Annotated in this window: 19 protein-coding genes; 18 read left to right on the forward strand and 1 reads right to left on the reverse strand. The window is 71.2% G+C overall.

Going from position 1 to position 20,602, the window contains the following annotated elements:
- Positions 1-38: 38 nt before the first annotated feature.
- From K8U61_RS15390 to K8U61_RS15410, 5 genes are all read left to right on the forward strand, one after another.
- Positions 39-908, forward strand: a complete 870-nt coding sequence (locus tag K8U61_RS15390; protein ID WP_224123921.1) for a fumarylacetoacetate hydrolase family protein — start codon at positions 39-41, stop codon at positions 906-908.
- Positions 909-918: 10 nt separating this feature from the next.
- A complete protein-coding gene (locus K8U61_RS15395) occupies positions 919-2,061 on the forward strand; it encodes an alpha-hydroxy acid oxidase (protein WP_224123922.1) in 1,143 nt (380 codons plus the stop codon).
- A complete protein-coding gene (locus K8U61_RS15400; RefSeq protein WP_224123923.1) occupies positions 2,058-2,840 on the forward strand; it encodes an SDR family NAD(P)-dependent oxidoreductase in 783 nt (260 codons plus the stop codon). Before K8U61_RS15395 ends, K8U61_RS15400 begins: the two co-directional genes overlap by 4 nt.
- On the forward strand, positions 2,837-3,874 hold the full coding sequence (locus K8U61_RS15405; protein ID WP_224123924.1) for an LLM class flavin-dependent oxidoreductase: 1,038 nt from the start codon (positions 2,837-2,839) through the stop codon (positions 3,872-3,874). The genes K8U61_RS15400 and K8U61_RS15405 overlap by 4 nt, the downstream gene beginning before the upstream one ends.
- A gap of 266 nt (positions 3,875-4,140) precedes the next feature.
- Entirely contained in the window at positions 4,141-6,144 is a 2,004-nt protein-coding gene (locus K8U61_RS15410; RefSeq protein WP_224123925.1) for a hypothetical protein, read from the forward strand.
- Positions 6,145-6,445: 301 nt separating this feature from the next.
- On the opposite strand, the gene K8U61_RS15415 is transcribed toward K8U61_RS15410, so the two are convergent.
- Entirely contained in the window at positions 6,446-7,093 is a 648-nt protein-coding gene (locus K8U61_RS15415) for a class I SAM-dependent methyltransferase (protein ID WP_224123926.1), read from the reverse strand.
- A gap of 518 nt (positions 7,094-7,611) precedes the next feature.
- On the opposite strand from K8U61_RS15415, the gene K8U61_RS15420 reads away from it, so the two are divergent.
- From K8U61_RS15420 to K8U61_RS15480, 13 genes are all read left to right on the forward strand, one after another.
- Positions 7,612-8,244 (forward strand): TetR/AcrR family transcriptional regulator, encoded by a 633-nt coding sequence (locus tag K8U61_RS15420; protein ID WP_224123947.1) that lies wholly within the window; start codon positions 7,612-7,614, stop codon positions 8,242-8,244.
- A 264-nt stretch (positions 8,245-8,508) separates the two neighbouring features.
- Positions 8,509-9,345: a fumarylacetoacetate hydrolase family protein gene (locus K8U61_RS15425; RefSeq protein WP_224123927.1), complete on the forward strand. Its 837-nt coding sequence runs from the start codon at positions 8,509-8,511 to the stop codon at positions 9,343-9,345.
- Between the two features lie 56 nt (positions 9,346-9,401).
- Complete coding sequence (locus K8U61_RS15430) at positions 9,402-10,832, forward strand: amidohydrolase family protein (RefSeq protein ID WP_224123928.1); 1,431 nt, start codon at positions 9,402-9,404, stop codon at positions 10,830-10,832.
- Positions 10,833-11,001: 169 nt separating this feature from the next.
- Positions 11,002-12,174 carry a sugar ABC transporter substrate-binding protein gene (locus K8U61_RS15435; RefSeq protein WP_224123929.1) on the forward strand — a complete coding sequence of 391 codons (1,173 nt, stop codon included), beginning with the start codon at positions 11,002-11,004 and terminating at the stop codon, positions 12,172-12,174.
- A 1-nt stretch (position 12,175) separates the two neighbouring features.
- Entirely contained in the window at positions 12,176-13,723 is a 1,548-nt protein-coding gene (locus tag K8U61_RS15440; protein WP_224123930.1) for a sugar ABC transporter ATP-binding protein, read from the forward strand.
- Complete coding sequence (locus K8U61_RS15445) at positions 13,720-14,760, forward strand: ABC transporter permease (RefSeq protein ID WP_224123931.1); 1,041 nt, start codon at positions 13,720-13,722, stop codon at positions 14,758-14,760. Before K8U61_RS15440 ends, K8U61_RS15445 begins: the two co-directional genes overlap by 4 nt.
- Before the next feature lie 64 nt (positions 14,761-14,824).
- Complete coding sequence (locus K8U61_RS15450) at positions 14,825-15,775, forward strand: MBL fold metallo-hydrolase (protein WP_224123932.1); 951 nt, start codon at positions 14,825-14,827, stop codon at positions 15,773-15,775.
- Between the two features lie 30 nt (positions 15,776-15,805).
- Positions 15,806-16,525 (forward strand): CoA transferase subunit A, encoded by a 720-nt coding sequence (locus tag K8U61_RS15455; RefSeq protein ID WP_224123933.1) that lies wholly within the window; start codon positions 15,806-15,808, stop codon positions 16,523-16,525.
- Position 16,526: 1 nt separating this feature from the next.
- The gene (locus K8U61_RS15460) at positions 16,527-17,162 is read left to right on the forward strand and encodes a 3-oxoacid CoA-transferase subunit B (protein WP_224123934.1); all 636 of its coding nucleotides are present in this window, start codon (positions 16,527-16,529) and stop codon (positions 17,160-17,162) included.
- A complete protein-coding gene (locus tag K8U61_RS15465; RefSeq protein WP_224123935.1) occupies positions 17,159-18,322 on the forward strand; it encodes a thiolase domain-containing protein in 1,164 nt (387 codons plus the stop codon). The genes K8U61_RS15460 and K8U61_RS15465 overlap by 4 nt, the downstream gene beginning before the upstream one ends.
- Positions 18,319-19,485 (forward strand): CaiB/BaiF CoA transferase family protein, encoded by a 1,167-nt coding sequence (locus tag K8U61_RS15470; protein ID WP_224123936.1) that lies wholly within the window; start codon positions 18,319-18,321, stop codon positions 19,483-19,485. Before K8U61_RS15465 ends, K8U61_RS15470 begins: the two co-directional genes overlap by 4 nt.
- Entirely contained in the window at positions 19,482-20,309 is an 828-nt protein-coding gene (locus K8U61_RS15475) for an HpcH/HpaI aldolase/citrate lyase family protein (protein ID WP_224123937.1), read from the forward strand. The genes K8U61_RS15470 and K8U61_RS15475 overlap by 4 nt, the downstream gene beginning before the upstream one ends.
- Positions 20,302-20,602, forward strand: a 301-nt coding sequence (locus K8U61_RS15480) for a fumarate hydratase (protein WP_224123938.1), incomplete at its 3' end; no start/stop codon positions are given. The genes K8U61_RS15475 and K8U61_RS15480, both read left to right, overlap by 8 nt.

Here is a 20,602-nt window from a genome sequence, read left to right on the forward strand (position 1 = left end):
TCCCGAGACCACTCATCCCCAGAAGCGGAGCCCCACCCATGAAGCTGATCACCTTCGACGAAGGCCGCGTCGGCCGGCTCGACGGCGAGGACGTCATCGAGCTCGACGTCCCCTCCACCCGCGCGTACTTCGAGCGCGAGGGCAAGGTCGGAGAGACCGGCGAGCGCCTCAAGCTGGCCGATGTCCGGCTGCGCGCGCCGATCCAGCCCAAGAAGTTCTTCCACACGGCCGGCAACTTCGCCGACCACCACGACGAGCTGACCGCCGTGGACTGGTCGCACCCGGTGCACAAGGGCATCGTGTTCTTCCAGAACGTCGACGCGGTCATCGGGCCCGAGGACCCGGTCGTCTACCCGGAGAGCCTGACCAACGAGCTCGACTACGAGCTCGAGCTCGCCGTGGTGATCGGCAAGCCCGGCAAGTTCTTCGGCCCCGACGAGGCGATCGAGCACATCGCCGGCTTCACCGTCTTCAACGACATCACCGCGCGCGACATCCAGCGCAAGGAGATGGAGTCCGGCGTGTTCTCCTTCTCCAAGGGGATCGACACCTTCTGCCCCATCGGGCCGTGGATCGTCACGGCCGACGAGGTGCCCGACATGATGAACCTGGCCATGGAGCTGCGGGTCAACGGCGAGGTTCGCCAGACCGGCCACACCAGCCAGATGCGGGTCTCGATCCCGCACCTGGTGGCCTACCACTCTCCGCAGATCTACTCCGCCGGCGACCTGATCACCACCGGCACCGTGTCGGGGGTCGCCGCCGTGCAGCCCAACCCCTTCGACTTCTACCTCCAGCCCGGCGACGTGATGGAGGCCGAGATCGAGGGCATCGGCGTGCTCCGCAACCCGGTGGTGTCGTGGAAGGACGCCTACGGAGAGCCGGCGCCGGCGCGCGTGGACTGGTAGTCCGGTGCGGATGCCGGAGCTGCACTCCTACGAGGAGGTGCGACGGCGCGCCGCCAAGGTGCTGCCACCGACGCTGTTCGAGGACATGACCCACGGCACCGGGCGCGGCGTGACGGCACGGGCCAACGAGGCCGCGTTCGACCGGGTCGACCTGGTGCCGCGGGCCGCGGTCGGGTGGGAGCAGCGCTCGTTGACCACCACCGTGCTGGGCACGGAGGTGTCGATGCCGGTGCTCGCGGCACCGGTCGGGGGGCTCCGGATGGTGCACCCGGACGGGGCGCCCGGTGTCGCCGAGGCGTGCGGACGCGCCGGCACGATCGCGGTGGTCAGCATGATGGCGGGCCACGGAGTCGACGCCGTGGCGGACCGTGCCACCGGCCCGGTGTGGCAGCAGGTCTACCTCTCGCACGGTCATGAGCGGTGCGCCCAGATCATCGCCGACGCGCGTCGGCGGGGCTTCTCGGCGATCGTCGTCACCGTGGACTGTCCGGTCTCCCCGAAGCGCCCGGTCGGCCTCTCCATCTCACTCGCCTCGGCCCGCGCGTTCGGTCCCGAGCTGGTGCGACGCCCCGGCTGGACGGCGCGGTTCCTGCGCGACGGCGCGGACCTCGCCGCCGCCCAGCAGGCCATGGGACCGCGCCTGCGACAGACCGCCCTCTGGTCCGACCTGGCCTGGCTCAGGCAGCAGTGGGGTGGTCCGCTGGTGGTCAAGGGGATCGTGACCGCCGCTGACGCCCGCCGCGCCGCTGACGCCGGCGTCGATGCGATCGTGGTGTCCAACCACGGCGGCATGTCGCTCGACGGGTCACCGGCCACCCTGTCCGCACTTCCCGCAGTCGTCGCCGAGGTCGGCTCCGAGGTCGAGGTCTACCTCGACGGCGGGGTCCGCCAAGGCAGCGACGTCCTGCGAGCCCTCGGGCTCGGTGCCCGGGCCGTCCTGGTCGGCCGCCCCACCCTGCTCGGCCTCGCCGTCGGCGGCGCCGCCGGCGTGACCGCGGTGTTCGAGCTGCTCCGCCACCAGCTCGACGTGTCGCTGGCGATGGTCGGCGCCGAGCACATCACCGACATCGACCCCACCTACGTCCGGGCGCCGCAGAGCTGGAGCTCGGTGGCGGACCCGTCCACCCACGTCACCATTGGAGGAGCAGGATGAGCAGCACCCAGGGCCGGATGGCCGATCGCGTCGCCGTCGTCACCGGGGTCGGCTCCGGCATCGGTCAGGGCGTCGCCCTGCGCTACGCCGCCGAGGGTGCCGCGGTCGTGGCGGTCGACATCGACCTGGGCAGCGCCGAGACAACCGCCGCGCGCTCGGCCGAGGCCGGTGCGCCCTTCGCGTCCGTGCTGCGCTGCGACCTGACAGACCCCTCCGACGTACGCCGCCTGACCGGCGAGATCGACCGCGCCCACGGGAGGGTGGACACCCTGGTCAACGCCGGCGCCATCCAGCCGCACATGGGGCCGGTGTGGGAGATGGACTACGAGAGCGCCTTCCGCCCCACCATCGTGGGAGAGGTCGACCTGGTCTTCCTGCTCTGCCAGGCGGCGTGGCCCTTGCTGCGGGCGTCGGGGCGCGGGGCGGTGATCAACTTCGCCTCGGTCAACTCCTTCCGGGGCAGCCGCCACATGGGCATGGTTGCCCACACGGCCGGCAAGGGAGCGATCCTGGCCATGTCGCGCCAGCTCGCGATCGAGGGCGGACCGGACAACATCCGGGTGAACACGATCGCCCCTGGCCTGGTGCAGACGGACGCGACGAAGGCGGCCGGGGCCACCGACGGCGACCTGGCCTCGACGATCGTGGCCCGTACCCTGCTCGGACGACTCGGGGTGCCCGAGGACGTCGCGCAGTGCGCGCTCTGGCTCGGCTCGGACGAGTCCAGCTGGGTCACCGGTGCCAACGTGCCCATCGACGGTGGGGTCACCGCGGCGTGAGCATCAAGCGCTCGGTCGCTCTGGCGGTCTCCGCCTTCCCGACGCTGGCCGATGCCGGCACGCGGGCCGAGAGGGCCGGCTTCGACCGGGCCTGGACCACCGAGCTGCGCTCGCGGGACGCCGTCGCGAGAGCCCAGCACGTGGGCTCCCACACCTCGTCCCTCCTGGTTGGGACCGGGATCGCCTATGCCTTCACCCGGCACCCGATGGCCATGGTCGCCGCCGCCGTGGAGGCGTCGGCCGCTGTCGGAGGGCGACTCACGCTCGGGATCGGCGCGGGCACCGATCACACGCGCGGAGAGTTCGGGATCGAGTTCGACCACCCCGCCACCCGGCTCGCCGAGTACCTCGCCGTGATGCGGGCCGCGCTCGACAGCGACGGCGGCCTCGAGCACCACGGCCGGTTCTACGACGTATCGATGCCCGGCTTCGCCTTCGGGCACCCGCGGGAGCTGCTCGACGGGGTCCGGCTGTATGCCGCGGCGCTGATGCCCACGGCGCTCCGGCTGCTCTCGCGAGAGGCGGACGGCATCGCGCTCCACCCCTTCGGCCACGTGGAGCGGTACCTCGACCAGGTCGTGCTCCCGGTGTCCGAGGAAGCGGCCGGATCGGTCGGCCGCACGGGGCCGAGCATCGCTGCCTGGATGGTCTCCTGCGCCCTCGAGGACGGCGAGGAGGCCCGGGCGCTGGCTCGCGCCCAGATCGCGCTCTACGCCGCGCAGCCCGGGTTCGCGGCGTTCTTCGAGCACACGCCGTGGGCCGGGTGCGCCGCGTCGGTGCGCGCGCGGGTGGACCTGGTCCGCGGACGGGTGCCGTGGCGCGAGCTCGGCTCCGAGCTGGTTCCCGACGAGATGCTCGATGGACTCGCCGCGGCCGGGACCCCGGAGGAGGTGGTCGAGGCCGTCGTGGCGAAGGAGCGCCAGCTCAGCCGCCAGGGTGTCGACGAGCTGACCCTCCAGGTGCCGGGAATCGCGCTCCCCGCCGAGCGCACCGATGCCGTTCTCGACGGACTGGTCGACGCGCTGGCGCGGTGAGCCCACCGCTTCGTCGCGGTAGGAGCGAGACTCAAGGCCATCCTTGTGTCGACATTTGATTCTCCTGTGCGGCCCATGTGGGCGGCGAAGGCCGCTCATTGCCGCGGCTGTTGACCGCCAAGTGTCGACACGTTAACGTGACGGACGTCTCATCCTCGGCCGTGTTCTCGGGCTCACGGCGGTGCTGTTGCGCGCCGGTCTGGCCCTGGGCGCGGGCGTCCGCCACGATGCCGGCCGATGCGTCGGTCGGCAGTACAGGAGCCGCCATGTCCATCAGCACACCGTCGTCGCGCGCACTGCCGCCGGAGCCGACCGGTCCCGTCCCACGTCGCGTGGGACGGCGCTCCCTCATCGCCGTCGGGGCAGGCGCCGCGACGGCATCGCTCGTCGGGTGGTCCCCGGCGATCGCCAGCCGCGGCCACCGGCAGGGCGGTCACCCGCACGGCGTGTACATCGCCTCGGGCGAGACCCTGACGGTCTCGTCCACGCGCGAGCTGCGCCGGCTCGAGATCGAGGAAGGCGGCCGGATCGTCGCCCCCGAGGGCCACGAGCTCACACTGACCGTGAACGGCGTCGAGGTGGGCACCACGCTGACCAGCCTCTACGACGACGACGGCATCGACGCCTACGTCGCCGCCGGGACCTACCGGGGCAGGGTGGTGATCACGGTAGCCACGGCCAACGAGGTCGTCTTCAACTCGCACACGTGGCCGTTCCGCCAGGCCCTGTACGTCGACGGTGACGGCGTCGACGTCGATCGGTCGGTCCTGGCGGCCGTCCAGGGCGGACAGGTCCGCGACGCGTGGGCGCGCCACGTACGCCTGCGCTCGCGGGGCGAGGCCTTCAACGGGGTGTACGTCGCCGGTGGTGACTACCTCCTCGACGACGTCGACATCCGCTTCGACGGCAACGGCCGCAACGACTTCTGCGGCTACGGCGCCGCTGTGTACGCGACGGGAGCCGACACGCTCCTCCGCGTGGAGGGCTCGACGGTGGACAACGTCGGCGTCGTCCGCACCGCAGTCGTGGCTGATGGTGGCAGCCGAGTGGTCGTCAAGGACTCCACGCTCTGCTGCCTCGACGGCGAGCTGCCGGCCGAGTACGAGAACACCGGTGACACCACGTTCATGATGACCTGCCCGTGGCTGCTGGGGATGTACGGCACCGTGCGCACCACCAACCTGCTCGGGGCGGGAACGAGGGCGACGTACCTCCGGGCCAACGTGACGGTGGAGAACTGGGGCTGCCTCTCGGTCGACTCCGGCCAGAACTGCGTCCTCGTCTCGGTGAACTCCCGGCTGCGCAGCACGGGAAGCGACGGCTACGGCAGCTACGGCATCGGCAACGTGACCGAGCACTTCCTCGGCACCAGCATCGATGTCGGGTCCTACATCATGATCAACTGGGGGACCCTCGGCACCCACTACGGGGACAGCAGCCCGGCTGCGCTCCAGGCCCTGCAGGACGAGTACGACCTCGGTCTGACCGGTGCCGACATCCACTCGGTGTGGCCGCGGGCATCGACGCTGCGCTCGCGCAAGTTCGGCTTCATGTGGCAGAGCAACGGGGCCGTCGTCATCGACGGTGCGACCGCCCTGCGCACCGTGCGCACCGCCTTCCTCTCCAAGGCCTCGCAGTCGGAGGTCGTCGTGGACGGCTCGGGGGGTGCGAGCGTCGTCGCGGAGAACGGCGTCGTCTACCAGTTGATGGACAACGACAATCCGGGCGGGGTCGACTCCGTCGACAAGCCCTGGTCGCGGGTGTACACGAAGGCGTACGTCGAGCCGACCGACCCGGCGGTGAAGTCCGCGTCCTGGGACCCGACCGTTGCGAACGCCACGGACGCGCGTGGCACCTTCACGAAGCTGCGTCTCGAGGGCGACTTCTACAACTCCGTGCTGGGCGGAGGGGTCGGCAACATCCAGGGCAAGAACCTCGTCCTGGACTTCGACGACACCCGCGTGCGAGGGGTGATCTCCGCGAGCACGGCGAAGCACCGCGTGAGCTCGATCGACTTCTCCAACTACGAGGAGCTCGGGGTGGTCGACAACGCAGCCAGTCCGGTTGTCAACAACGGCGTTCTGGTCACCCTCGGCGGGGGCAGCGTCTGGACTGTCACTGGCGACTCGCATCTGAGCGCGCTGACGCTCAACGACTCCGCGGCGGTCCGATCGAAGCGGGGCGGGGCGGCGACCATCACGCTCGACGGTGACGTGCTCGACCCGGTCGCCGGCACGACCTACGTGGGAGTGATCGTCGTCTCGCCCTAGGCGTCCTGACCGCGGACGTCAGGTACGGCGTGCCTGCTGGACGATGACGAAGACCTCCGAGTGAGGTGTGGAGCAACCACGCACCCACACCTGTTGGACCTCGGAGGTCTTCGTGACTCACACCGGTGGGGCCCTGCCGCAGGTGGCACTCATGCTGAGCCTCGGTCGAGATTGAGACGGTGACCGAGGGGCAGGTCAGGCTTCTTGGCGAACGTATGCGCCGGCAGGTCGTGGACTCGTCGGGAAGCAGGCGAAGGGCCCCTTGGGTGGCCGACGGGCAGTGGTGGATCGCCGACATGGCCTATGACTGGGCCTGAGTGCGCGCGAAGATCATGGCGCCGGGCCGCTCGGCGTCCGGGTCGGTCAGGAGCTCCGCCTCGATGCCGAACCCCGCCGCACGCAGCCAGTCGCTGACCTGACCGGGCCTGCGGCGATGGCTCTCGACGTGGATCGCGCGACCGGTGTAGCCCTGGGTGGTCGTGCGCGTGCCGTCGCCGACGTGGAAGCCCACCAGCAGTGGGCCACCCGGGCGCAGGACCCGGTGGAACTCGGCGAAGACACCTGGCACCGCATGGTCGGGCACGTGGATCACCGACCAGAAGGCGAGCAGCCCGGCGATCGACCCGTCGGCCAGGTCGAGGTCGGTCATGGTGCCCACCTCGAAGCGGAGGTCGGGATGGTCCCGGCGCGCGAGGGCGACCATCTCGGGCGCGAGGTCGATGCCGAAGGCGTCCACGCCGCGGTCGGCGAGGTGGCGCGTGACGTGCCCCGGACCGCAGCCCACGTCCGCGACCGGACCGCCGCCCGCGTCGCGCACCAGCTCGGCGAAGATGCTCAGGCCGCCCCGGAGGTAGGGGCTCTGCTCCAGCAGCCCCCTCACCTTCTCGGCATAGCCGCGCGCGTCCGCGTCGTACGACGTGCGCGTGTCCGCCAGCCAGTCGCGTGTCATCGTGCCTCCGGGGTGGTCGTACGGGCTAGGCAGGGTGACCGGGCGCGCGATCAGGACTCATCGCTCGCATCGACGGCGCCCGCCTTCCTGTATGCGGGTTGAGCGCCGCGTTGCGAGCACGTCACACACGTGCCCTCTGACGCTTCCACTCTCGTTGAGACGTCGCGTTGTCACGGTTGGGCCCTCCCTGAGAGGCGGTCGCCCTGGCCGGGGAGTCCGGCTCGGGCACGAGCGCGATCGGCCGCGCCATCGGGGGGCTCGTTCCCCTGGCGGCGGATCGCCGGTCTGCGCGGCCGCGAGCTGCGCGAGCACGTCGACGGCCTCCTCGACCCGGTCGGTACCGCCCGCACCGTCGCCGGATCGCGGGCTGACCCGCCCGTCCCGGCGGGAGCGGGGGATCGCGAACCTGCCGGGGGACGCTCGCGGCGGTCCGTGGACCGGGGTCAGATGGGTGATTCTGGACTATGCTTGCCCTCGAGTATAAGTCGCAGTGAGGTGAGGTGAGTGGCGACGTGACCATGGACGCCCCGGTGGAAGAGGGACTCGATCGACGCCAGCGGCGCTGGCGCCAGCTGCACGGGACGATCTACGACGCCGCCTGCGAGCTCTTCCTCGAGACCGGGTTCGAGGAGACCTCGATGGACCAGATCGCCGAGCGTGCGGACGTCGCGCGGAAGACGGCGTTCAACCACTTCCCGCGCAAGCGCGACATCATCGCCGAGTGGGGCAACCGTCGACGCCTCGAGGTGCGGCAGGCTCTCTCTGCAGACCTGCTCGCCAAGCCGGACCTCGAAGCCGTGCTGCGGCACTACCTCTCCGGCCTCGCCCGTCAGAACGAGCGCGAGCGTGCCCTGACTCGCCGCATGCTCATGGGCTGGCGCGAGCACGGCGGCCCCTTCGACGCCGACCCACACGCCCTGGCCGACATCTTCGAGCGCTTCGTCGTGGCCGCCGTCGAGCGTGGCGACGTGGTCGCCAAGATCCACCCGCGCATGGTCGCGACGATGCTCTACGCGAGCTACTTCGGCTTCCTCTACGAGTGGTGTGCCGGCACCGACGAGGAGCCCCCCTTCGATCTCGAGGACGCCCTCATGGATGCGCTCGACGTCGTCCTGGTCGGTCTTGACGTCGACATCGCCGGTCGCCCCTGACGCTCCCGCACCGCGCGCACTCGAGCCCGGACCGACCGTCGTCGGTCCGGGCTCGAGTCGTCTGAGATCGGTTCGCTCGGAGTGCTTGACACCTGTGACCGCAGTCACCAGACTAGGTGCACGCAAGTGTAAGTACATGTTCGAGTGTAGACAGAGGTAGCAGTGAAGATTGCGCGGTTCGGTGGGTCGGGAGCGGGGGTGCCGGACGCTGCGGGTCGGCTGGCGAGGGTCGATGGTGACCGCCTCGTACCCCTTGCCGAGGGTGTGCTGCTGGCGAGCGCGCTGACCGGAGGCGGGGAGGTCGACAGCGAGCTCGACGGGCCCGCGATCTCGGAGGTGGAGCTGCTTGCCCCGACCGACGGCCTCGTCAGCCTCCGTGACTGCATCGGCTTCCTGCAGCACGTGCGCAACACCCGGCGGTCCCGGGGTGTCATCGAGCCGCTGCCGCCGATGTGGTCGGAGCGACCGGCGTTCTACTTCGCCAACCCGGCCTCCGTGCGAGCGGCGAACGCCGACATCGCCATTCCGACCGGCAGTACCGCCTTCGACTTCGAGCTCGAGATCGGGGCCGTCATCGGCCGCGGTGGGAGCGACCTCGACGCCGCTCAGGCCGCCGACCACATCGCCGGCTACGTGCTGTACTGCGACTGGAGTGCTCGGGACGCCCAGGCCGAGGAACGCGTGCTCCAGATCGGGCAGGGCAAGGGCAAGGACGCGGCCATCTCCCTGGGACCCTGGGCGCTCGACGCCGCGGAGGCAGCCCAGTACCGGGTCGAGGACGGCTTCGCGTTCGAGGTCTCGGTGAGCGTGAACGGCGAGGTCGTGCACGCGGGTCCGTTCCGGGGCATGGACTGGTCCTTCGAGGAGCTTGTCGCCTACGCGTCCGTGGGGTCGGAGATCCGAGCCGGCGACGTGATCGCCTCGGGCACGCTCCCTCTCTGCTGCCTCCTCGAGCACTCCGCGAGCGCCGACTTCCGCGGCTGGCTCCAGCCGGGAGACGTCGTCCGCCTCGATGGCGGGCCGCTCGGCGCCATCACGACCACCATCCAGGCGCCCGCCGTCGCCCGGGCCTGGCGCAGGACGCCGGCACCGGCGTCCTGACCGCACCGTCCACCAGCTCACGACCGCCTCATCGACCGAACCAGGAGACCGCACCCATGTCTGAATCGCCCGCCACCGTCTACACCGGCGCGAAGGTCCTCGTGGGTGACCCACGCCTGCGTCGGGTCGAGCAGGTCGAGCTGCGTGTCGCGGACGGTGTCATCACCGAGATCGGTCCCGAGCTGGACCGCACCGGGGCCGAGGTCGTCGACGTCTCCTGGGCCTGGATCATGCCCGGCCTGGTCGACACCCACCACCACATCTGGCAGGCCACCATGGGTGCCCTGACCTCCGACTTCACGCTCGACGACTACTTCTGGACCATCCGCCGCAACCACTCGACGGTGCACCGAGCCGACGACGTCTACAACGGCACCTTCGGTGGCGCGGTCGCGATGCTGGACGCGGGTACGACATCGACCGTCGACTTCTCGCACTGCATCCTCAGCCCGGACCACGCCGACGCCGGCATCACCGGCTTCATCGACTCCGGTATCAGGGGGGTCTGGTGCTACGGCTTCTACCACCAGCCGATGGAGGCTCCGCACTTCCACTCGCCCGAGGAGCGGTACGACGACGCGCGTCGGATCAAGTCGACCTACTTCTCGGCGGAGAGCGGGCGGGTGCGGTTCGGCGTCTCCCCGACCGAGTCGGCTCGGGTGCCGTTCGAGCAGATCATCGACGAGGTCCGGATGGGCCGAGAGCTCAACGGGCTCGTGCACCCCCACACCAACACGCGGGCTCGGATCGGCCACCCGTCCGACATCCAGGGGTGGCACGCTGCGGGTCTGATCTGGAGCCACCAGCTCCACTCGCACTGCAACAGCATCGACGCGGCGGACCTCAAGATCCTCGCCGATGCGGGAGCCGCGGTCAGCTCCACGCCCGAGACCGAGCTGGGCATGGGACTGGGACCGATGGTCGTGACCGCGTCGGACCGAGCCGGCGTCACCACCGGCCTCGGCGCGGACATCCAGGCCAACAACAGTCCCGACCTCTTCACGCAGATGCGGATCGCGCTGGGCGCGGAGCGGTACCGCTACCAGCAGCCGATCGTCGAGGAGCGCGGGACCTCGGGCCTGGAGCGGGTCACCCTGCGCACCGAGGACGTCCTGCACTTCGCGACCCTCGGCGGCGCCCGCGGCCTGGGGCTGGGTGACGTCACCGGCTCGATCGAGGTCGGCAAGGCAGCCGACCTCCTGTTCATCAACACCGACACCCCGCGCCTGCGCGCGGTGACCGACGTCGTCAACTCCATCGTCATGCACGTGACGGTGGCCGACATCGACACCGTGATGGTGGGCGGGGACGTCGTGAAGAAGGGCGGTCGACTCCGCGACGACCTGCGGACGAGGGCCGTGGTGGCGCTCGACGAGTCTGGCGCCTACCTTGCCAAGGCCGTCCAGGCCCACGGCGGCTGGACGCCCGACAAGCCCGAGTGGATGGGCACGCCTGCGGAGCACCACCTGAGCAACGCCGGAGTCTGACCCGGAACGCCACCCACGCGAGCCGCTCGGCTCACCCAGAACCCACATCACCCACCAGGGGCGCGGCGGACGCAGCGTCCTCTGGGCAGTCATGTCCGCACCACCGTCGGCTCGGCGGCACCACCACCCATCACTCGGGCGACGAGTGATCTCACGAAAGGGAACTCCCATGTTCCGTAGCCGCATGCTGGCCGCCGTCGCGGTGGCCGTGGCTGCCGCCCTCACCCTGGCGGCCTGTGGCAGTAGCGACAGCTCCTCCGGGGGCGGCGGCGCCACCGCACAGTCCGACCTCGACTGGGCGAGCTCGACGACGGCCAAGCTGTTCGAGGGCACCGACCGGCCGCTGCCGAGCAGCGGTCCCGAAGCGGTCACCGGCAAGACGGTCTGGGCCATCACCTGCGCGGCCACCGCGCCAGGCTGCGACATGCCTGCGGAGGGCTTCGCCGACGCTGCCCAGCACCTCGGTTGGACCACCAAGGTGGTGGACGGCAAGCTCGACCCGACCGTCTACAACTCCTCGATCCGCGCCGCCGGCGCCGCCCACGTCGACGCCGTCGCCCTCTTCGGTGTCGACTGCTCGTCGACCGAGGGCGCGATCAAGGCGGTCCAGGCGGAGGGCGTGAAGGTCTTCGGCATCAACGCCCTGGACTGCGACGACACCTACTCCAGCGGCGGACAGCCGCTGTTCGACGGCAGCATGAAGTGGGGTCCCGACAGCTCCAGCTACGGAGACTTCCTCGACGACCAGGTGGGTCCGTCGATCGCGGCCTGGGTCGTCGACACGACCAACGGCGCCGGGAACATCCTGGTGATGACCGAGGACGACAACGCCACGACCCATCACGTCGGGGACGCGGAGGTTGCCACGCTGAAGGCGAAGTGCGGCGGTTGCACGGTCAACACGGTGCCGTACACCGGCGGCGACCTCGTCGACGGCGGCGTGCAGAGCAAGCTGAGCGCCGCGCTCCAGAAGTATCCCGACGCCGGCGTGGTGATGACTCCGGTCGACGCCACCATCCTGCTCGGGGCCGGGGCGGCCGTGGAGCAGGCGCGTGCCAGCGGCCGCACGATCCTCCTCGTCGGTGAGGAGGGAGTGCCTGGCTCCATCGCGCTGATCAAGAAGGGCGACCAGGACTTCGCGCTGGGCCGACCCTGGACGTGGACCGGCTGGGCCGCCGCCGACGCGCTGAACCGCTTCTTCGCCGGCGACCAGCAGGTGGACGCCGGATTCGGGTTCGGCGCGATGGACGCGGACCACCCGCCGACGTCCGACGTCTACGACGGCAACGCGAAGTCGGCTGGCTATCAGGCGAACTACCTCAAGATCTGGGGCGTCTCCTGAGATGACCGAGTCGCTTCTCGACGCCCCGCCCCAGCAGGCACTGGTCCTCGAGGCGGTGTCGAAGACGTTCCCTGGGATGCGCGCACTCGACGACGTCTCCTTCGCGATCCATCGCGGCAGCTTCCATGCACTGCTGGGCGGCAACGGGTCCGGGAAGTCGACTCTGATCAAGATCCTCGCCGGGGTCTACCAGGGTGATCCCGGCGGCACCATCCGGGCCAGGGGGGAGTCGGTCGACCCGCAGGCGACCACTCCCGCCTGGTCTCGGCGGGCCGGTATTCGCTTCGTCCACCAGGATCTCGGCGTCTTCGGCGCGATGTCGGTCGCCGAGAACCTCTTCAGTGGCCATCCCTACCCGCGCACCAGGATCGGCGCGGTCGGCTGGCGGTCGATGCAGGCCGAGGCCGCCCGGGTGCTGGCCCGCCACGACATCGACGTCGACCCGCGGCGGTCGATGGCGGACCTCCGCCCGGCCGAGCAGACCCTGGTCGCCATCGCGCGCTGTCTGATGGACGCCGACGAGGGCGGGGTCGAGCTCCTGGTCCTCGACGAGCCCACCGCCAGGCTGCCACCGACCGAGGTCGAGGAGCTGCTCGCAGCCCTGGATCGCTACGTCGCCGGGGGGCTGAGCATCCTCTATGTGAGCCACCGGCTGAGCGAGGTGGTCGAGCACGCCGACACGATCACCGTCCTGCGCGACGGTCGGCACGTCACGACCCGCCCGGCCGACGGGCTGACCAGGGCCGAGCTGGCGACGCTGATCGTCGGCAGCCGGAGCCAGATCGCGGCCAAGCGCGCCACCCGGACCATCGGGTCAGACGTGGTGCTCCGGGTGGAGGGGCTGCGGAGCGGTCCCGTCCACGATGTCGACCTGACCCTGCACGCCGGAGAGATCGTGGGCCTGGCGGGCCTGGTCGGCAGCGGGCGGACCCATCTCGTCGAGACCATCTTCGGGGTGCACCGACCTCGCGAGGGGCGGGTGAGCCTGCGGGGACGGCCGCTGAGGCCGGGCTCCGTCGCTGCGGCGACCGACGCCGGTCTCGCCTACGTCCCGGAGGACCGGGCGGCGCACAGCGCCTTCCGCAGCCTGGGCCTGGACATGAACCTCTCGGCCGCCGACCTGCATCGCTACCGACGAGGATGGCTACGCCGTCCGCCCGAGCTGGCGGACGCGCAGGCGGACATCGCCCGGTTCGCGATTCGCACGCCCGGGGTGCGCGCTCCCTTCGCCCAGCTCTCGGGCGGGAACCAGCAGAAGGCGGTGCTGGCCCGCTGGCTGCGACGCAGCCCGGTGGCCCTGCTGCTCGACGAGCCGACCCAGGGGGTCGACATCGGCGCGCGTGCCGAGATCTATGCCCAGATCGAGGAGGCCGTGGACCGAGGTACCGCGGTGCTGCTGGTCACCTCTGACCTCGACGAGCTGCTCCATCTCTCCGACCGCGTGGCGGTGATCAGTCGCGGGCGCATCGTCGACGAGGCGACCGGCGACCGGATCACCCGCGACTGGGTCGGCTCCCGCATGTTCGACGCCCACCAGGAGGAGTCATGACCACCACCCAGGCCGGCCCCGTCGCCGATGCCCCGCAGGCCTCGCCTCCCGCGCAGGCTCGACGACGTGGCCTCGGCGGACGGCTGCTGGATCAGCTCGAGCGCTTCGGGCTGGTCGTGCTGCTCATCGCGGTCGCGCTCTTCTTCACCTTCCTGCCCGCGACCTCCGCCGTCTTCCCCACGAGCGCGAACCTGCGCAACGTCGCGGCCAACGAGTCGATCCTCGTGGTCGTGGCACTGGCGGCCCTCGTGCCCCTGGTGGCGGAGCGGTTCGACCTCTCGGTAGGTGCCACTGTCGGTCTGGCGGCGATCGTGACCGGCAAGCTGCTCACCTCGGGAGCCGCGCCGACGCTGGTCGCCATCCTGGCCGGGGTGCTGGTGGGCGCGCTCGTCGGACTCGTCAACGGGATCGTGATCGCGCACTACAACGCGAGCTCCCTCGTGATCACCCTCGGCATGGCCACCCTGTTGCAGGGCGTCGGCAGCTACCTCACCGGTGACACCACCCTCCTCGGGATGCCGCAGTCGCTGCTCGACTTCGGCAACCTGCAGTGGCTCGGGATCCCGAGGCCCGTGTGGCTCTTCGTCCTCCTCGCGCTGGCCATCGCCTTCGTGCTGGGCATGACGGTCTTCGGCAGGAGGCTCCTGGCGATCGGCTCGAACGAGGCTGCCGCTCGGCTGGTCGGCATGCCGGTCTCGCGCACCGTGCTGCTCGCCTTCGTGGTCTCGGGCGCCCTGGCGGGCGTGGCGGGGATCCTCGTCCTCGCCCGCACCGGCGGCGCCTCCGCCGGGGTGGGCGCGGGCTACACGCTGCCGGCCGTCGCGGCCATCTTCCTGGGCTCGACCACGATCCGACCCGGCCGGTTCACGGTCGCGGGAACGCTCGTCGGCGTCTTCTTCGTCGCGATCAGCGTGAACGGTCTGACGCTGGCCGGTGCCCAGGACTGGGTCGACCCCGTCTTCAACGGCGGCGCCGTCGTGCTCGCCGTCGCCGCCGCCGCGATCCTCGCCAAACGGCGGCTCGGCTCCGCTCGCTGAGTGGCCAGCCCGCTCATCCCGACAGCATCTCGAAAGGTAGTCACACGTGTACGAGCAGTCAGACGTGCCTGGAGACCCCTCGGTCACCCGGGATCCGGCCCCGTTGGGGCGGCTTGACCAGGTCGCCGACGGTGTCTTCGCCTGGATCCAGGAGGACGGCACCTGGTGGATCAACAACGCAGGCTACGTGGCCGGCGACGACGTGGGCGTCCTCATCGACACCTGCACCACCGAGGCCCGCACCCGGGCGCTGCTCGACGCGGTCGACGCGGTCGCCGGGGGACGCCCGCTGGCGTACGCGCTGAACACGCACCACCACGGTGACCACACGTACGGCAACTCGCTGCTCGAGCCCACGACGGTGATCGTGGGTCAGCACCTGATGCGCGAGGGGATGCTGGCGGACCGGACCTTGGAGGACTTCCCGCCGTTCTGGTCGCCCACCCCTGAGTTCGGTGACCTCAGGCGTCGCGCCCCCGGCCTCACCTTCGGTGACCGGGCGAGCGTGCACCTCGGCGGGCGCCAGGTCGACCTGGTGCACCCCGGCTACACGGCCCACACCGACGGCGACGCCGCCGCGTGGGTGCCCGATGTGCGGGTGCTCTTCGTCGGCGACCTGCTCTTTCCCGGGCACACCCCGATGATCATGGCCGGCGTGCCCTCCGGCGCGATCCGGTCGCTGGCCTGGATCGACTCCTTCGACGCGGACATCGTGGTGCCCGGGCACGGCCCGGTCATCCAGGCCAGCGAGCTCGCCCAGGTGCTGGCACTGCACGAGGCCTACTACGAGTTCGTGCTGCGCGAGGGCCGCCGCGGCATCGCGACCGGGCTGACACCGCTGGAGGTCGCGCGGAGCGCCGACCTCGGCGAGTTCGGCGGCCTGCTGGATCCGGAGCGCTTCGTCCTCAACGTGCACAGTGCCTACGCCGAGCTGCGCGGCGGTGCGGTCGACCGCAAGGCCGCGCTGGCGGATGCGGTCGCCTGGATGGGCCGCGCCATCCACACCAAGGTCTGAGCCGGCTGGCCGGTCGAGGAGGGAAGAGGCATGTCCAAGTTCCGGGAAGACGCGGTGGCGCTCCTGGCCGACGCGCTGGTCGACGGTGGAACGCTCGCAGTGGGCGGCTTCGGCCTCTCCGGCAACCCGTTCGGGCTGATCGAGGCGGTCCGGACGCTCGGGGTCAGGGATCTCACCGTCGTGTCCAACAACATGGGGGTGGACGGCGTGGGTCTGGGCCTGCTGATCGAGAACGACCAGGTCGCCAAGGTGGTGGCTTCCTACGTCGGGGAGAACCGCCTGTTCGCGCAGCGCTACCTGTCCGGCGAGCTCGAGGTGGAGTTCGTGCCGCAGGGCACGCTCGCCGAGCGGCTGCGCGCCGGAGGGGCCGGGATCGCCGGCTTCTACACGCGCACCGGCGTGGGGACCGAGGTGGCCGAGGGCAAGCCTCACGCAGTCTTCGAGGGCCGGGAGTACGTGCTCGAGCGGGGCCTGACCGTCGACGTCGGGTTGGTTCGGGCGCACCGGGCCGATCCCGAGGGCAACCTGCTCTTCCGCAGGACGGCGCGGAACTTCAACCCGCTGGTCGCCACGGCCGGGAGGGTGACCTTCGTCGAGGCGGACGTCCTCGAAGCGGACTTCCTCGACCCGGACGCCGTGCACACGCCGGGCATCTTCGTCGACCACGTCACGCAGGCGCCTCGCCGGGAGCCGGTCATCGAGAACCGCACGGTGCGCCAGCGCCCCGCCCTCGCAGGGGAGGCGGTCTGAGATGTGGACCCGTGACGAGATGGCCGCCCGGGCCGCGCGGGAGATCCGCGACGGCGACTACGTGAACCTGGGCATCGGCATCCCGACCCTGGTGGCCAACCACCTGCCGGACGGACTGCGGGTCACGCTGCACAGCGAGAACGGGCTCCTCGGGATGGGGGAGTTCCCCTGGGCCGGCGAGGAGGATGCGGACCTGATCAATGCCGGGAAGCAGACGGTGACGGCCCGGCCGGGGGCGAGCTTCTTCGACTCCGCTACGTCGTTCGCGATGATTCGCGGCGGTCACCTCGACCTGGCGGTCCTCGGCGCGATGGAGGTCTCCAGCCGCGGCGACCTCGCCAACTGGACGATCCCCGGGAAGCTGGTCAAGGGCATGGGCGGCGCGATGGACCTGGTGGCCGGGGCCCGGCGCGTCGTCGTGCTCACCGACCACCTCGCCAAGGACCGGTCCCCCAAGCTCGTCGCGGCATGCACCCTGCCGCTCACCGGGGCGGGCGTGGTGAACCGGGTGATCACGGACCTGGCCGACTTCGACATCCGCGACGGCCGTCTGGTGCTCACCGGACTGGCCCCCGGCGTCGTGGCCGGTGACCTGGTCGACATCACCGCGCCGTTCGAGGTCGAGGCGATCGCATGAGCGACTGCCTGATCACCGGGTGGGCGCACTCCCGCTTCGGCAAGCTCGACGAGGACCTCGAGGCTCTCGTCGTCGGAGTGGTGGTGGAGGCCATCGCCTCCGCCGGGCTCGAGCCGGACGCGATCGGCGCGATCTACTACGGGCAGTTCAACGCCGGCCTGCACCCACTGGCCTTCGCCTCCTCCCTGGCCCTCCAGGCGGGGGACGGGCTCTGGGGAACGCCCGCGACCCGCGTCGAGAACGCCTGTGCCTCGGGTGCCGCCGCCGTCCACCAGGGACTGCTGGCGCTGCGCTCGGGAGCCGCCCGGCAAGTGCTGGTCGTCGGTGCCGAGAAGATGACGCACGCCGGTGCGGACGTGATCGGCGCCAGCCTTCTCGGCGCGGACTACGACAGCGCCGGGGGCGCGTCGTCGTCCGGCTTCGCGGGCCTGTTCGCCGCGGTCGCCGACGAGTACGCGCGACGGTACGGCGACTGCTCGGACACCCTCGGCACCATCGCCGCCAAGAGCCACCGCAACGCGCTCGGGAACCCGTACGCCCATCTGCGCAAGCCGTTGGGCGAGGACTTCTGCCGGACCGAGTCCGCGGCCAATCCGCGGGTGGCCGGCCTGCTGCGCCGTACCGACTGCTCGCCGGTCTCCGACGGGGCGGCCGCGCTCGTCCTGAGTACCGAGCGGTCCTCGTCGGCGCGTGCGCAGGCCGTGAGGTTCCTCGGCGTCGGGCAGGCCAACGACCACCTGCCAGGCGCGCGGCGCGACCCGCTCGCCTTCGCGGCGAGTCGCCTGGCCTGGGATCGCGCCCTTGCCATGGCGGGCATCGGTGTCGGGGACCTCGCGTTCCTGGAGGTTCACGACTGCTTCACCATCGCCGAGCTCGTGCTCTACGAGACCTTGGGTCTCGCGGCGCCCGGCGAGGGACGGCGCCTGCTCGACGACGGGACCGTGGCCCTGGACGGCTCGCTGCCGGTCAATCCGTCGGGTGGGCTGAAGTCGAAGGGGCATCCGGTCGGCGCGACCGGGGTGAGTCAGCTGGTGCTCACGGCCATGCAGCTCACGGGCACCGCGGGCGCCATGCAGCTCGACCGGGCCGACCGGGCCGCCGTGCACAACATGGGCGGCCTGGCCGTGGCGAACTACGTCAGCATCCTGGAGGCGGTGTGACCGCCCGTCCGGGAGGGCGTCCGCTCGACGGCGTGACGGTGGTGTCGATCGAGCAGGCGGTCGCGGCCCCGCTCGCGACCCGCCACCTCGCCGATCTCGGTGCCCGGGTGATCAAGATCGAGCGGCCGGGCGCGGGCGACTTCGCGCGAGCGTACGACGAGACCGTCGAGGGGATGTCGAGCCACTTCGTGTGGCTCAACCGCAGCAAGGAGTCGGTCGTTCTCGACCTGAAGTCGGACGCGGGCCGGCGCGCGATGCACGCCCTGATCGCCCGCGCGGACGTGTTCGTCCACAACATCGGGCCCGGCGCGGCCCGGCGCCTCGGCGTCGACGCGTCATCACTGCGGGCCGCGCACCCCGGCCTCGTCCACGTGTCGGTGTCGGGCTTCGGCGCGAACGGTCCCTTCTCGGACAAGAAGGCCTACGACCTCATCATCCAGTGCGAGTCGGGGCTCGTCTCGATCACCGGCACACCCGAGGAGCCCAGCAAGGTGGGGATCCCGGTGGCCGACATCGCGGCCGGGATGTACGCCTACTCCGGGGCACTCGCAGCGCTGATCCGCTCGGGGCGCACCGGCCAGGGTGCGACGGTTGAGGTCTCGATGCTCGAGGCGCTCGCCGAGTGGATGGGCTTCCCGCTCAACTTCACGATGTACGGCGGCCTCGCACCGGCCAGGACGGGTGCCGCCCACGCCGCGATCGCGCCGTACGGGCCGTTCCGGTGCGCCGACGACCGGGTCTTCCTCGGGGTTCAGAACGACCGCGAGTGGGAGGTCTTCTGCCGGGACGTGCTCGCCGATCCCGGCCTGCTCTCGGACGCCCGGTTCACCACGAACATGGGGCGGGTGGGGCGGCGAGCCGAGCTGGTCGAGGTCGTCGAGGCGGCGTTCTCCGGGCTGCCCGTCGACGAGGTCACCCGGCGCCTGGACGAGGCGAACATCGCCAACGCCCGCCTGCGGGACCTCGCATCGCTGGCCGTGCACCCGCAGCTCGCAGCGCGCGACCGCTGGCGGACCGTCGGGTCACCGGTCGGTCCGCTGCGTCAGCTGCTCCCGCCCGCCCTGCCCGACGACCTCGACCCGCCGCTCGGGCCGATACCGGCGCTGGGCGAGCACACCGCAGCGGTGCTGGCCGAGATCGGGATGGCGGTCGACCCGGCGTGACCCCGATCGAGCACGCACGCTCGTGGCTCTTCGTTCCGGGCTCGCGACCCGACCGGTTCGACAAGGCGGTCGCGGCCGGCCCGGACGTCGTGATCCTGGATCTCGAGGACGCGGTCGCGGCCGAAGGCAAGGCAGAGGCGCGTAGGGACGTGGCGTCCTGGCTCGCCGGTGGCCACAGGGCGGCGGTGCGGGTGAACGCCGTGGGGGGCGCTCACCACGACGCCGACCTCGAGGCGGTGGCCGGGCTGCCCGGAGTCGTCGCGGTCGTGGTGCCGATGGCCGAGTCGCCGCGCGCACTCGCTTCGGTGCACGCGCGGGTCGGCTCCGGAGTCGCGTTGGTGCCGCAGATCGAGACGGCCGTCGGCCTCACCCGCGCGGCCGAGCTGGCTGCGGCTCCTGGCGTCGTGCGTCTGGCGCTCGGCCACCTCGACCTCGCCCTCGACCTGGACGCCTCGCCGAACGGGGGGATCCTGACGCACGCCCGGTTCGCCGTCGTCGTGGCGTCCCGTGCTGCCGGTCGCGCCGGCCCTGTGGACAGCGTGACGCCGACGCTCGAAGATCCGAGCGCGGTGCACCGAGATGCCCGGACCGCCCGGGCTCTCGGCCTGACCGGGAAGCTCTGCATCCACCCGAGCCAGGTCGCCGCGGTGCACGAGGCGATGAGCCCGTCGGCCGCCGACATCGTCTGGGCGAGGCGTGTGCTGGACGCGGCGGACACGGGCGTGGCGCGGGTGGACGGCCAGATGGTCGATGCCCCGGTGGTCGCCCGAGCGCGCCGACTGATCGCGACCGGGGCCGCCTCGGCGGGACGGGCCGATGCCTGAGTCCGAGTTCCGGTACACCGAGCTCCTCCCGACGGGCTCCGACGACACGGCGTACCGGCTCGTCACCACCGACGGCGTCGCGACGTTCGAGGCGGGCGGCCGGACCTTCCTGCGGGTCGCGCCGGAGGCGATCCGTCGGCTGACCGAGGAGGCCATGCTCCTCTGTCAGGACACCGGCACCGCGATCGTGATGGGCAAGAAGTCCGAGGGCGTGCTGACCGGCATCGAGGACGGCGAGGCGATCTCGCGTGGTGTGTACGACGCCTACACGAAGCTCAACCTGCGCTACAGCC

Source organism: Nocardioides mangrovi (genome assembly GCF_020073815.1).
Lineage (GTDB): Bacteria > Actinomycetota > Actinomycetes > Propionibacteriales > Nocardioidaceae > Nocardioides > Nocardioides mangrovi.

Coding starts and splice junctions, on each gene's coding strand:
- K8U61_RS15410 (WP_224123925.1), top strand. CDS start 4,141: ATGTCCATCAGCACACCGTCGTCGCGCGCACTGCCGCCGGAGCCGACC.
- K8U61_RS15445 (WP_224123931.1), top strand. CDS start 13,720: ATGACCACCACCCAGGCCGGCCCCGTCGCCGATGCCCCGCAGGCCTCG.
- K8U61_RS15430 (WP_224123928.1), top strand. CDS start 9,402: ATGTCTGAATCGCCCGCCACCGTCTACACCGGCGCGAAGGTCCTCGTG.
- K8U61_RS15435 (WP_224123929.1), top strand. CDS start 11,002: ATGTTCCGTAGCCGCATGCTGGCCGCCGTCGCGGTGGCCGTGGCTGCC.
- K8U61_RS15440 (WP_224123930.1), top strand. CDS start 12,176: ATGACCGAGTCGCTTCTCGACGCCCCGCCCCAGCAGGCACTGGTCCTC.
- K8U61_RS15455 (WP_224123933.1), top strand. CDS start 15,806: ATGTCCAAGTTCCGGGAAGACGCGGTGGCGCTCCTGGCCGACGCGCTG.
- K8U61_RS15395 (WP_224123922.1), top strand. CDS start 919: ATGCCGGAGCTGCACTCCTACGAGGAGGTGCGACGGCGCGCCGCCAAG.
- K8U61_RS15415 (WP_224123926.1), bottom strand. CDS start 7,093: ATGACACGCGACTGGCTGGCGGACACGCGCACGTCGTACGACGCGGAC.
- K8U61_RS15390 (WP_224123921.1), top strand. CDS start 39: ATGAAGCTGATCACCTTCGACGAAGGCCGCGTCGGCCGGCTCGACGGC.
- K8U61_RS15465 (WP_224123935.1), top strand. CDS start 17,159: ATGAGCGACTGCCTGATCACCGGGTGGGCGCACTCCCGCTTCGGCAAG.
- K8U61_RS15400 (WP_224123923.1), top strand. CDS start 2,058: ATGAGCAGCACCCAGGGCCGGATGGCCGATCGCGTCGCCGTCGTCACC.
- K8U61_RS15460 (WP_224123934.1), top strand. CDS start 16,527: ATGTGGACCCGTGACGAGATGGCCGCCCGGGCCGCGCGGGAGATCCGC.
- K8U61_RS15420 (WP_224123947.1), top strand. CDS start 7,612: ATGGACGCCCCGGTGGAAGAGGGACTCGATCGACGCCAGCGGCGCTGG.